The 13,853-nt window shown below is 33.3% G+C and carries 11 protein-coding genes; 5 read left to right on the plus strand and 6 right to left on the minus strand.

The annotated features are described in order from the left end of the window. Window positions 1-17: 17 nt before the first annotated feature. On the minus strand, window positions 18-728 hold the full coding sequence (locus LO744_RS18620) for a ferritin-like domain-containing protein (RefSeq protein WP_230672105.1): 711 nt from the start codon (window positions 726-728) through the stop codon (window positions 18-20). Between the two features lie 217 nt (window positions 729-945). Between LO744_RS18620 and recJ the strand changes: the two genes are divergently transcribed. The 4 genes from recJ (at window position 946) to LO744_RS18640 (ending at window position 3,915) form a co-directional block, all read left to right on the plus strand. Beyond that, window positions 946-2,658, plus strand: a complete 1,713-nt coding sequence (gene recJ, locus LO744_RS18625) for a single-stranded-DNA-specific exonuclease RecJ (RefSeq protein WP_230672107.1) — start codon at window positions 946-948, stop codon at window positions 2,656-2,658. A gap of 29 nt (window positions 2,659-2,687) precedes the next feature. Beyond that, on the plus strand, window positions 2,688-2,888 hold the full coding sequence (locus LO744_RS18630; RefSeq protein ID WP_230672110.1) for a four helix bundle protein: 201 nt from the start codon (window positions 2,688-2,690) through the stop codon (window positions 2,886-2,888). A 33-nt stretch (window positions 2,889-2,921) separates the two neighbouring features. Continuing rightward, window positions 2,922-3,506 carry a nicotinate (nicotinamide) nucleotide adenylyltransferase gene (gene nadD / locus LO744_RS18635; RefSeq protein WP_230672112.1) on the plus strand — a complete coding sequence of 195 codons (585 nt, stop codon included), beginning with the start codon at window positions 2,922-2,924 and terminating at the stop codon, window positions 3,504-3,506. A gap of 70 nt (window positions 3,507-3,576) precedes the next feature. Further along, window positions 3,577-3,915, plus strand: a complete 339-nt coding sequence (locus LO744_RS18640; protein ID WP_230672114.1) for a DUF3817 domain-containing protein — start codon at window positions 3,577-3,579, stop codon at window positions 3,913-3,915. Window positions 3,916-3,969: 54 nt separating this feature from the next. On the opposite strand, the gene LO744_RS18645 is transcribed toward LO744_RS18640, so the two are convergent. Further along, complete coding sequence (locus LO744_RS18645; protein WP_230672116.1) at window positions 3,970-5,739, minus strand: hypothetical protein; 1,770 nt, start codon at window positions 5,737-5,739, stop codon at window positions 3,970-3,972. A 279-nt stretch (window positions 5,740-6,018) separates the two neighbouring features. On the opposite strand from LO744_RS18645, the gene LO744_RS18650 reads away from it, so the two are divergent. Beyond that, window positions 6,019-8,280 (plus strand): outer membrane beta-barrel family protein, encoded by a 2,262-nt coding sequence (locus LO744_RS18650; RefSeq protein WP_230672118.1) that lies wholly within the window; start codon window positions 6,019-6,021, stop codon window positions 8,278-8,280. A 124-nt stretch (window positions 8,281-8,404) separates the two neighbouring features. Here LO744_RS18650 and LO744_RS18655 read toward each other — a convergent pair whose 3' ends face one another. The 4 genes from LO744_RS18655 to LO744_RS18670 form a co-directional block, all read right to left on the minus strand. Then, entirely contained in the window at window positions 8,405-10,162 is a 1,758-nt protein-coding gene (locus LO744_RS18655; protein WP_230672119.1) for a discoidin domain-containing protein, read from the minus strand. A 121-nt stretch (window positions 10,163-10,283) separates the two neighbouring features. Then, a complete protein-coding gene (ctlX, locus tag LO744_RS18660; RefSeq protein ID WP_230672121.1) occupies window positions 10,284-11,207 on the minus strand; it encodes a citrulline utilization hydrolase CtlX in 924 nt (307 codons plus the stop codon). An 11-nt stretch (window positions 11,208-11,218) separates the two neighbouring features. After that, window positions 11,219-12,520, minus strand: coding sequence for a hypothetical protein (locus LO744_RS18665; protein ID WP_230672123.1), 1,302 nt, complete (start codon window positions 12,518-12,520; stop codon window positions 11,219-11,221). A gap of 78 nt (window positions 12,521-12,598) precedes the next feature. Next, a complete protein-coding gene (locus LO744_RS18670) occupies window positions 12,599-13,513 on the minus strand; it encodes a dimethylarginine dimethylaminohydrolase family protein (RefSeq protein ID WP_230672125.1) in 915 nt (304 codons plus the stop codon). Between the last annotated feature and the right edge of the window lie 340 nt (window positions 13,514-13,853).

Genomic DNA, 13,853 nt, shown 5'->3' on the forward strand with positions numbered 1-13,853 from the left:
TAATAGATTTAAGTTGGTTAATTGATACCTTGTTCTTTCCAAGTGAATGGAGTTTTTATAAATCCTCCAGCAGCCATTACCACATCTTTTGGTTCTTTGGCAACATCTAGTCCGTTTGAATTGATGACATCATCTCCTGAAAATGCTGCAGTTCCTGGATTAATCAAATCTCGAATCGCCGAAGCATGTCTTGCTTCCACAGAAACAATTTTCCCTGCAATAACCAAATAAGCCGGATTAGAAATATACTTTCCAGCGGCATTATATGCTGCAACACCAGTATCTTCTAATGCTTTTGCAGTAGCCAAAACTGAACTTCTATCATTAAAATTTACATTCGGATACTGAAATTCTAAAGTAGGTAAAACATTATTCGTTGCTCCGGAAATAGCAGCTTTGAAAAAATCTCTGTGGATAACTTCATGGTGATAAAGATCTGTAAGTACTTCTTTTTCAGTATTTGAAATACCAGAATAAAAGTTATTAACAACTTTGGTATAAAAATCTGCTTCTAACTGCTCAAGTGCATACGCATAATTGAGAACACCTACATCACCTGCTCCCAAATCAAATATTTTGTTAGGTTCCATATATTCGAAATTGTCGTCATCGCAGCCTATCAAACTAAGGCCAGCAACGGCAATACCAATACCGCTGAGTTTTAGAAAGTTTCTTCTACCGGTATCCAGAGTTGCTCCCTGGTTAGAAACTTGAATTGGTTTTTTCATAATATAATTTTTAAATGGGTTTAGTATTTAAAATCATGTACGAGACTCTCAACGCTTTGGTTTTATATAAATATTAAAAAAAAGACAAAATTCATTAACAACTTCATCAGACAACCCTATTTACATTGAAAATAATTTAAAATTACGAGAAGAATGAATTTGAATTTGAGTAGACATTTCCATAGCTTTTAAAATAAATTTTACCTATTTTTGTGACATGAGCCAAAAATGGATTTATAAACCCGAACCTGATGAAGAAATTGTAGATAGATTGAGTTCGTCGCTTGGTTTTGGAACTTTTGAATCCAAACTATTAGTTCTCAGAGGAATTGACAATTATCAAAAGGCGCGAGAATTTTTCAAGCCTAATATGTCCGATATCCACAATCCTTTTCTGATGGCCGATATGCAAAAAGCGGTAGAACGTATTGCAACCGCTATAGAAAACGGAGAAAAAATCATGGTTTACGGAGATTATGACGTAGATGGAACGACTGCCGTTGCATTGATGTATCTTTATCTCAGTAAAATTGTTCAAAAAAAATATTTAGACTATTATATCCCAGACCGTAATTCTGAAGGATACGGAATATCTACCGAAGGTATTGACTTTGCCAAGCAAAATGGTTTTTCGCTGATTATCGCATTAGACTGTGGAATCAAAGCGATTGACATGATTAATTATGCCAAAAGCAAAGACATTGAATTTATCATTTGTGATCACCATTTACCGGGAGACGAAATACCCGATGCAGCCGCAGTTTTAGATCCAAAAAGGGTTGACTGCAGATATCCTTTTAAAGAACTTTCAGGGTGTGGTGTCGGTTTTAAACTATGCCAAGGTCTAAATACTATTTATAAAATTCCTGAATCTGAACTGTTTGAATTAACGGATCTACTGGCAATTTCTATTGCGGCAGATATTGTTTCGATGACTGGAGAAAACAGAGTTTTGGCAAAAATGGGACTTAAAATGCTCAGAAAAACCCGAAATATGGGACTGAGGCTTTTGATTCCTGAAGACAAGCTTTCTCATTTTGAAATTTCAAATATTGTTTTTGAAATCGCTCCCAAAATTAATGCTGCCGGAAGAATTTCTCAAGGAAAAGCAGCGGTAGAGTTGATGGTTTCTGACAACCTGAAACATGCTCACCAAATCGTAAGCGACATTATGAACCTTAATGATGAAAGACGTGAGCTCGACATGAACTCTACCCTTTCGGCGCTTAATCAAATTATAGAATCACAACAGGAAACCAAGTTTTCTACCATCGTTTACCATCCAGAATGGAACAAAGGTGTTATAGGAATTGTTGCCTCAAGGCTTACTGAAACCTATTATAAACCTACCTTGGTTTTTACAGACGGTAATAATGGTGAGATGGTAGCTTCTGCACGGTCGGTCTCAGATTTTGATGTACATGAAGCTTTAGATTTATGTTCAGAATATTTCTTAAAATTTGGTGGACATCATGCTGCAGCAGGGCTTTCTATGGAGAAATCGAAGTTTGAAGATTTCAAAATTAAATTTGAAAGAATTGTCGGGGAAAAAATAAAAGACCATCAAAGGGAGCCTTCAATTACCGTAGATGCAGACCTAGATGCAGATGAAATCAATAGAGATTTTATCAATTTCCACAGAAAATTGGCTCCTTTTGGACCTCAAAATATGAAACCAAATTTGGTTTTAAAAAATCAAAAAATTTCCGGTTACTTAAAAACGATGGGTAAAGATAATAATCACCTGAAGTTTTACATCAAACAAGAATCTACCGGAAGAAACATAGAATGTATCGGTTTTAAATTAGGTCAATTTGCAGATGATTTTAGAACTAAAAATTTCGATATCGCCTTTACATTAGAAGAAAATCACTGGAAAGGAAATGTAACACATTGCTTGAATATTAAGGATGTTAAATTTAGAGATTAGGTTTTAGGAGTTAGGGATTAGAAAAGCTCATGGGAAATTATAAAGAATTAATTGTTTGGCATAAATCTGTAGATCTTGTTACAGAAATTTATTCTTATACTAAATATTTTCCAAAAGAAGAACTCTATTCTTTTAGCCGAAGTTCAATATCTATCCCCTCAAATATCGCTGAAGGACATTCGAGAAGATCACAAGCAGATTACATACAGTTTTTAAAAATTGCAAGCTAACCCATAAAAAGTCTAATTCCTAAGTCCTAAACCATGAAAAAAATCGGTTTATTTTTCGGATCATTTAACCCAATTCATATTGGGCATTTGATATTGGCGAATTATATTCTTGAAAATTCAGATATGAATGAATTGTGGTTTGTAGTAAGCCCTCAAAATCCTTTTAAAGAAAAGAAATCGCTTCTGAACGACCATAACAGACTCGATATGGTAGAGCTCGCTATCAAAAACTATCCAGATATGCGTGCTTCAAATGTAGAATTTTCTCTTCCTACACCTAGTTATACGATTGATACGCTGACTTATCTGAAAGAAAAACATCCAGACTATTCTTTTAGTTTAATAATGGGTGAAGATAATTTGGGAAGTTTACACAAATGGAAAAATGCTGATTTATTGATTAAAAATCATCACATCATTGTTTATCCCAGAGTTTCTGAAGGAGATAAAAAAGATTCTGAATATATAAAAAATGAAAATATATCGCTTATAAAAGCTCCTGTTATTGAATTATCTGCCACTGAAATTCGCAACATGCTTAAGCAAGGCAAAAACGTAAGACCGATGCTTCCGCCCGAAGTTTTTGAATATTTGGATGGGAGTAGTTTTTATAAATAGAAGTTAGAAGTTAGAAGTTAGAAGTTAGAAGTTAGAAGTTAGAAGTTAGACAAAATTAGTTTTAGTTATCATGGAATTCATCGAAAATTTTTTCTCAAAATATCCTCAGGAAAAAGTCATTAAATGGTTTAAGCAAATCTGTTTGGCTGAAGCCATCTCGTGGTTTTTCCTTTTTACAGCAATGATTTGGATTAGAGTTGACCCAGAAGGTATTTTACCCATCGTGTACATCAGTACAATTGGAAGTATTCACGGGTTGTTTTTTACACTTTATCTATTGTTTCTTCCCGCCATCAGAAAAATATATGATTGGGATGATGAAGATTACGTCTTCGCTTTAATATCTGCCTTCTTTCCTTTTGCGACCATTTGGATTGATAAAAAACTAGCTCGTTTCGATAGAGAATAAAATAAAAAAAGGACTTTTTCAAGTCCTTTTCTGTTATAATTTATTTTAAGTAGTTTACAAGTCTCTTTTCACGTGTCCAGTAACCGATAAAGTTCTGGTCACCGGTACTCCATTTACGTTTTCTGAATACGTTCCGTTTACAGTAAAATCAATATAATTGTTAACCGTTCCAAACTGGCTTATCTGAAGAGTCAGATTATTTCCTGCTGCCGGAATCGGGTTATTTGGTCCGTTATAAACTGTAAATCCGGATGTATAAGTTCCTACAGAGCCTATTCCAGGAGCATAAAGACGGAAATGAGGAGAAGCCCCTGCTGGAGATTGAATATGTGTAATGTTGAGATTACCTGCTTCCAGCATTGCGCTGAATCCTAAAAGACAATTCACAATAGGCTGTGTATCGATTTGATAATTTACAAATTCAGTAACACTTGTACAAACCGTTATATTACCAAGATTGGTCACAGGGCTTACTCCTGTAAAATTAATGCCGCCACTTGTTTGCATGTTTGTAATATCAAAACCTTCAAAATTAAACTGTTGATTAGCATTACATGACAATGTATTTATAGAAAACGTTCCATTGGTGACGATTACTGTCCCGCCTTGAAAATAATTGGTAGAAGCTTGCCCAAACTGTAAAATAGCAAGTCCATCAGTTACATTTCCTCCGGCACAATTTTTCAGTGTTCCATTTATACTGAATGAAACAGCTGTATTTGACTGTATAATTATATCTGGTAATGTATGAATATTTCCTGCAGTAAATGGCCCTACATTAGCAGTATGCAATACAGTTCCGCATTCACTATACACTTTTAAAACCAATACTTCATTAGCAGGTATCAATCCTGAAACAGTTCCATTTACATCGGTTACTCCATAGGTTTCATATACCTGGCTGCTTCTTTTTAAACCAATTTTAATATTACTTAAAGGTTGTCCGTTTTGATTTTTGACAGTCGTTTTTAGGGTGCAAACCGGAAACTGCACGTCATAATTCCACCAAGAAAAATGGCTTACGTTTCCAACGTAGACGTTTCCAACTTTCGTTGCTGTGCCTTCTTCCTGCCAAATACCTGTCGTCTCGTTAAAAGACCATAACGGAATTGTAGCTGGAGAGGTCGACATTTGAGTTGCATCGATAGCCACAGTCATCTCTGCGGTATGCCCGTTGGCAATCTGGAGATTTTGCCCAGCAGCTCCTGTTAATTGTACATGAAGCATCCCATAAGTTTCCATAATTCTTGAGTTTCCGCTAGAATTATTAGCAAGAAAAGAACCCGGCATTAATTCATTAAGATACTCATCCGAAGGCTTTAGATGAAACATGGCAACATTTACGTTTCCAGTATATGCACTTCCGTTTGCATCTTTGAAACTTCCGTCAAATTTCACTTTTGTACCATTGGGTAAAGAAACCGTAGAAGTTGTACCCGAAGCAATTGTCGCTGTGTTGGTTACAGGAATCATCATAATATTGATTCTATTGCTTCCATTGGTAGGAATCATCGTACGAGAACCATTCACAAAACCCGATTTTGTTGTTTTTACATAGGCAAAGTTTTCTTTCACGTCAGCATTTTTAATTACAAAAACACCTTTAGTATTTGTTTGTACTGTTGCAGAACCAATGGTTACGGTTGCACCCGAAATAGGACTTCCATCTGTAGAAAGTACAAGACCATGAAAATTTCTCTGGGCACTGTTCCCAAAATTAAAATCGGTAGCTGGGTTTTCTTGGCTTTCAAGATTAATAAAAGAATCATTTTTGCACGATATAAGAAGCGCAAGAATGAAAAATAAAGAATAGATTTTTGTCATAAATTATTAATTTTTTTGTTCGTTCTAAATTAATCAAAAAAAAGTGAATTTAAATATTTTTAATTTATTTGTAACAAAACTTAGGTTTCAGTTGTCTAATTGTATAAATAGCTAAGCACAGAGAATTTTGAACTAAAATTTTAACAATTGATAATCAATACGTTAATTTTAATTCTAAAACATTCACACTACTTTGTATTGCATGATACTAAATTTATTACATATCTTTGCAATGTAAAATAATAAGGAATACAAGCTTCTAAACTAAAAAATATAATTATGAAAACTCAAATATTCATCGCAGCACTGTTTTTAAGCGGATTTACTTTTGCTCAGGAAAAAAAATCTGATACTTTAAACACAAAAAAAATAGAAGAGGTTGTTATAAAAAAGCAGGTTTTCAAAAAACAAAGCGACCGTTTTGTATATGATGTTGCCGCTTCGCCTATAACAAAGGGAAATACAACTTTCGATTTGCTAAAGCAAACTCCTCTCCTTTCTTCTACTGATGATAAAACACTGAAAATAGCAGGAAAAAATAATGCGCTTATCTATATTAATGGAAGAAAAACCAATATGGATGCAGAATCTTTGACGCAGCTATTGAAGAATACACCGGCAGAAAATATTCAGAAGATAGAAGTCATTACCGTACCTGGAAGTGAATTTCAGGTAGAATCTTCAGACGGAATCATCAACATTGTGATGAAGAAAAAAATGAGTGACGGTCTCAACGGAAATATGAGAATGGCTAATTCTCAGAATAAATACAATGCAAGCTCAGCAAGTTTTTCTGCAAATTACCGTAAAGACAAACTGGGAATCAGTGCTAATCTAAATGGTGGAGAAAATATTCAAGCACAACAATATACTCTCCGAAATGGAAATGCCACTTCCTCTAATGAATCTGTAGGAAAAATAGACGATCCCAACCAAAGTATTGGTGGTTATATGAATATTGATTACCAGCTGACTGACAAAAGTAACCTTGCTTTAACTTGGAATACCTCAGCCAACAAAAGCTATAATTCTACGGTTAATTTATTCAACACGATTAAAACAGGAAACGATACTGATTATACATGGTCAAAAAATAAAGAAGATGCTCGGTCTTACAACAATTCGGTGAATTTGAATTACGAACTGAAAACAGACTCTTTAGGAAGCAAGCTAAATGTAAATGCCGCATATCTTAACTATAAAAGATTTCAGTTTACTGATAACAAAACCTTAGATTCTAATATAAACAGACAAGAATTAGGAATTACTCAACAGGTTTTTCAAGAACTTCCACAGATTATCAATAATTTTTCGGGAACTGTAGATTACATCAAAAAATTTAAAAACGATTTTACTGTTTCAGTTGGAGGAAATTATAATAAAACAAAAACGGATAATGACACTAAAAATGATACATTCAGAAAAAACCCAACACCTCCTTTAAAAGCAGAAGAACATAATCCCAATCATTTTATCTATGATGAAAATATTTACGGATTTTATATTACCGCAGAAAAGAAATTTTCAGATAAATTCTCAGGAAAAATAGGAACTAGATACGAGATTACCAATAGCTTAGGAACTTCTGATAATGCTCCAGACGAGAGTTTAAAGAGAATTGAAAGAAAGTACAATAATTTCTTGCCTTATCTGAGCGTTAATTATGCTCTTAATGATAACAATAACATCTCTTATGCTTTTTCGAGCAGGATGAGAAGACCAAGTTTCTGGGAAATTAATCCGGTGAGAAATATATTGACAGAGGATAATTACACCCAAAATAACCCATTTGTAAAAGCTTCTTCTACCTACAATCAAGAATTAACATATATGTTTAAAAGTTCTTATTTCTTGATTCTAAGCCACTCTTATTTCAAAGACCAGATTACTCAGGTTCCTTTGCAGGGCTATCCTGTAAGCCCGAACGGAGTTGTAGGAAAGCAAAATCAACTGAGATATATCAGAACTAATTTTGGAGACAAACAAGAAATGTCTGCCATGGTAGGAATGCAAAAAACTTTCTTTAAGCAATATTTAACTACAAATTTTAATATTGGAGCTCAACATAATATCAACAACGGAACGTTAGCCATTGACCCGACAACAGGCGACAGCTTTCAGGATATTGACGGAAAACCTGTAGTATATTCTAACAAAAGAAGCTCTACAAGTATTGTTATACAAACCAACAATACCCTTCGCTTAGATAAAAAGAAAACTTGGTTTTTAGGCGTAAATTATTTCTTTGTTGATAAGCAACAGATAGAATTGGGAGTGCTGAGAAACTTGATGAGTCTTGATTTAAGTTTAAAGAAAAACTGGAACGATTGGACTTTTGCCCTTAATGTAAATGATGTATTAAATACCAATATCATAGAAATTGAGGATTACCAAGCCAATGGAAATTACAACTACATTCATCAAAACAGATACAACAGAGGCGGAACATTCAGTATCACTTATAATTTTGGAAATCAAAAAGTGAAAAAAGTAAGAAACATCGAAGGTGCTTCAGACGATATTAAAAGCAGAACACGTTAACATTCAATCTTCATATATTTTATTTTGTACAGAAACCCGCCAAGTAATTGACGGGTTTCGTTTATTTTTTATGTATGAATTTTTTGAAACCTTATAGGTTTCGTTCTTGTAATAAAATGACATTTTATTCAGATTTTACAATCTCTGTTCTCTCAGACATTCCATTTGCATTGAATGCTTCAATTTGGAAATAATAAGAATCTACTCTATCGGCTCCGGTGAAGAAATATTCATTTTTTCCGTATACCATAATGCTTCCGTATAATTTATCCGGAGATTTTCCCCAATAAATAACATAGCCATCGGCATCAGAATTTTGTTGCCATTTCATCCAGATGCTTCTTCTTTCTCCAAACTTTTTCGGGTCTGCTCTCAATGGAACAAAGTTTTGAACTTTTGCAGGTTTTGTACCCGCTCCTTTACCAAAAACTCTGAAACCACTTAATGCAAACTTTCCGGTTGGCATTTTAAGGTTTTCCATTTTTAAATATCTTGCTTCAGCAGGTTTTTCAAGCTCAATATAATCATGCGGAACATCTTTCGTATTTTTGCTTTTATCAACAATAACTTTCCATTTTTTTCCATCATTCGAGCCATACACTTTATATTGATGCATTTTACCTTCTGTTTTGCCCATAAATTCAACATCTTGGTCGGCATAATTGATTTGTATCGCATTGATGGTAGAAACTTCTCCTAAATCAGTCTGAAACCACTCGCCAGAATTTCCGGTTTTGGCACTCCAATACGTTTTGATATCTTCATCTACGGCATAATTAGGATGATAACCTCCCAAAGTAGACGAAACCTGAACCGGTTTGTTATAATTTAACAACATCCAACCGGTAAAAAGCCCTTGAGAGAAATCTTTTCCTTGGGCAAACTGCGGAAGTAAAGTCGGATAATCGCCGTAAGCCGTGTTGGTATACATCACATCATCTTTATCGAAACCTGCAGGCCAAATCCCTAAACGTCTTTCAAAATTATTTTTGGTGGAAATAAAAATCGTAGAAACGTGCCACCAGTTTTTAAAATTATCTTCGAAAGTAGCGCCGTGACCAGCTCCTCTTGCAAAACCTCCTGGTTTGTAAGAAAAAGGATTGTGCTGTTGGTATTCATAACCTTCTAAAGGGTTTTTAGAAACATACACTCCATCAGAATATCCACTAAATTCTGTTGCAGGAGCACCATATTGCATGTAATATTTGTCTTTATATTTGGTTACCCAAGCTCCTTCCACAAAAGGTTGTAAGAAAACATTATCGTTATATTCTCCAAATCTTTCCCAGCCATGGTCTTCGGGTTTCAATCTTAAAATAGGCTTTACAAAACCTTCAGACTGCAGATTTTTAACCTTAACTTCTGTTCCTAAAAGTGGCCATTCGTTGCTTGATCCCCAATATAAATAGAGTTTATTTTTATCCTCATCATAATGAAAAGCTGGGTCCCAAGCTCCGACTTTCAAAGTATCTACAGCAATTTTCCAGTCGTCTTTTGTAGGATTGGTAGATTTCCAAATCGGAAAATCTTGTTCCCAGGTTGAACCATACACATATAAAGTGTCTTTCATCGCCCAAACTGCAGGAGCATTCAAATCGTGGGTATATTTATTGTCTCTCAGGAACTTTCTTTTAATAAATTTCCAGTCGAGCATATTGTCGCTGTACCAATATCCTTCCTGATTGGTAGAAAAAAGGAAAAGCTTTTTTTGAAAATTAACAATCACAGGATCGGCAGTAGCACGATGCTTTCCTTGTTTTGAAAAAACTTCAAAAGGCGTATAGCCATAATCGATATTAATAGGATTGCAATACGTTTTTTGCTGTGCATTTGAAAAAAAACACAAAAGTATTACCATGCTCAAATATAATCTCTTACTCATAATCAAACTTTATATTTCTACAAATTTAAAGTTTTTAAAACAGTTTGCTTCTTATCTAAGCATAAAAAAACTTCTGACCTTTAAAAAGCCAGAAGTAATCTTTTATTTAATGTGAAATATTTTATTTTTTAGGCAAGAAAACCTCAGCTAGCATACAACGTGCGCTTCCGCCTCCGTTTACTTCAATTGTATTTAAATCTGAATAGATAATCTCACAGTATTTTTCGATGTTTGCGATTTGCTCGGCATTCAAAGATTGATAAGCGGTCTGGCTCATCACCAAATACTTTTTGCCCTCTTTATTTTGTACCTGAAGCATATTTCCTGCAAATTGTTGCATTTGCTCTTCAGAAATTTCGATAATCTCTTTTCCTGAATTTTTAATAGTTTCAATGACTTTACTTCTCTCCAGTTCAGAATCAATACAGTCAAGACAAATTACGACGAACTTGTCTGCTACACACATCATTACATTGGTGTGATAGATTGGAAGTCTCTCTTCACCAACGGTTTGAAACGAATGGAAAACCACCGGTGTAAATCTATATTTGGTACAAAATTCTCTAAATAAATTTTCGTCAAGCCTCAAAGAAACCGAACCGTAAGCAATTTTGTTATCATGATCGAAAATCATACTTCCTGTTCCTTCCAAAAAGTGCCCCTGAATTTCAGGTAATGACCAATCATCAATTTCGGAAACTTCAAAACCTTGATTTTTGATGCTCTCGATAATATCTTCTCTTCGCTCTACCCTTCTGTTTGAAGCAAACATAGGATATAAAACCACTTTCCCGTCTTTATGGAAACTTACCCAGTTGTTTGGGAAAATAGAATCTGGAGTGTGAGGATCGATGGTATCCTTAATCGTGATAACATTAACCCCTTTACTTCTCAGTTTTTCAACAAAAACTTTAAATTCTGCTAAAGCTTTTGACTGTATATCTGCATCTTTCTGCTCTATCTGAAAATAGTTGTTCTCAGCTGTTTCTGCATTGTAACCGAATGCAATCGGCTCTATCATTAATACGGTATCTGTTGTCTGCATTGTTGTTTTGTTTAATATTCTTCTTTTATTAAAAACGTATGAATTGGAAAAGATAGAAGAGAGGTATTTTCAGTAAGATTAATATTATACTTTTTCCCTGAAATTGTTTCAGCTTCTACTTCCAAATCGTTAAAATATTTTAAAATCCTTCCGTTTCTCGTCATTGACTTGGATGTTCTTACAAGTTCGTTTTTCACATCCGTTGATACGGAATAATTATCTCTAATTTTGGCAGTACCATTAGCACTAAAATCTAACATTCCATAGACAAGTTCTTCATCTTCTTCTATGCTATATGTATCAAAATTATCTGTAAAGTTTTTAGCCCATTTTATACTAAATAATATCGATGTGGAATAGCTTTGTAAATAATTAAATGAAGAATTTCTTTTAAGAGAGCAAGTAATGGTATAAGTTCTTACTCTATTCATATTTTTTCTGTAAACCAAAGTTCCATCTTTCAGTTTATAAGTATCTTTATTGGGAAATTTTCGGCTCAGCCGTTTGCCTTTTCCGTCATATTTTATTTCTTCCCACAAAACCCATTCATTAAAGGAGTTTTGATAATTTATATAAATAATTTTCTCTTTTACCTTCTCATGTTCATCGTATAAAATTTCTCTGAAAGGAACTGAAGCATATTCTAATTTTTCACTAATCATCTTTCCCATTTTTTTATGAATAGTTAAGATAGAGTCGTTTTCGATTTCTATATTTTGATGGTTGGGATAATTTTCAAAATGATACTTCGTAACTTTATTATTTTTCTGTAGAATGGAATCTATGGTATAATAATCAGTAAATATTTCTTTCTTTACTTCAGTATTGTTAAAATATTTTTTATTCCAAACTTTTCCGTTTTGGTATGTTTCCTTATAACTTAAATCAGAGTTTTCTTTATTAAAAAAATATTTTTCTCTGAAAACATTTAAAGAATCATTCTTATTCTTATCAAAACTATAAGTTTCTTTCTCTTCATAAGAAAAGTTATTGAAGCTAACTTTTGACCATTGACTGTAAAATTTTATTCTGTTTTCATCAACTAACCTTGAAATTCCATTGATAAAATTATCTTTAAAGATTAATTTAAATTCTTGTTTCTGTTTATTTCGAAAAGAATTTATAGAAAACAATCGATTTTGATGGTTAAATCTAAAGTAAACTTCAGTTAAAGAGTCTTTTACAATAATCGAATTATCCGAAGTCACTTCAACTGTCCGTAAAACTTTATCTTCTTTTTTAAGTTTTAAGATTTTAATTTTATTTTCTTTTAAACCTTTAATATCTCCATACAAAACTTCAGCCCAGTTCAATTTTTGCTGAGAATAGGTTTTAATTATAAATAAAAGAAGAAAAAATAAAACTAATTTTCTCAATAGATTTTAATAGGTTTAATCTCTTACCAAAGGCATCGTAGAACATCTCAACAAGCCTCCCATTTTAGAAATCTCTCTGTATGGAATTTCTTCAACGGTCATTCCCCAAACATCTCTTAAATGATTATTCATTCTTGTGAAAGTTTTGTCAGAAACCACAACTTCTGGTGAGATTGAGAAAATATTTGGAAACATTTCAAACATTTCTTCATCGGTAACGTGGAAACAGTTTTCTTCTCCAAAAATATCAATGATTAAATTGTAATCACTTTCATCTACAAAACCGTTTTTATAAATAATACATTTATCTGTACCAACTGGGTTGAACGTACAATCTAAATGCAAAATTCCCAGATAAGGCTCTCTGTCGTTTTTCTTTAATTCTAAATCGATAATTCTCTTTTTAGGAAAATATTCTTTAAGAATTTCAATCGCATATTCGTTGGTTCTCGCCGTTTTATAATTTCTGTAATCTTCACTGAAACATGTTCCGATAAAAATAAAATCATTCCAAACAATAACGTCCCCGCCTTCGATATGTGCCGTTTCGGGGAGGTTGATAATTTTTCTCCACGCTACTTTTTCGTAAACCGTTTTATAGGCTTCCTGCTCATCTGCTCTGTCGGCAATGACATTAGAAATAATCATTTTATCGTCGATTACAAAAGCAACATCTCTTGCAAAGACCTGATTATAATCTTCAATAATATCCGGACGGAAAACTTCAACTTCATATTTCTTCAGCACCGCTTCAAAAGCATTCATTTCATTAATGATATCTTCTTCCTTCGGATACATATTGTGCTCTATGGTATAATATGATTTAGCATCATAGCTTTCTTCCAAAGTTGGAACACCACCCATAGAGTTGGGTTGACCTAAAACCACAGACCTTAGCCTTCCGGTTTCGTTTTTTATATTTAATTTCATAAAGATTTATGCAATACTACAAATATAAGTAAAGGTCTGTATTTGGGAAACTTTTAAAATGGTTTATAAAGGGAACTCGAATTATACACTAAAAATTATTTGAAATCAAGCTTTAACACTTGTGGTTTCTAAAATAACAAGTATTTACTCTTGACTTAAAAACATTTTACAGATATTTATTTATAAAACAATTGTTTATTCTTTACTTATATCTAAAAATCAGATAATATTTACGCTCCTTTTTCTCTCTTTAACGTTTAATTAAGATATAGAAACTCATCAATTTCAATATGCGTTGACCCATAATTGAGACTAAAAACCAGCTTCCAAAAAGATGCTT

Origin of the sequence: Chryseobacterium turcicum (genome assembly GCF_021010565.1) — a bacterium.
GTDB classification, from domain to species: Bacteria; Bacteroidota; Bacteroidia; order Flavobacteriales; family Weeksellaceae; genus Chryseobacterium; species Chryseobacterium turcicum.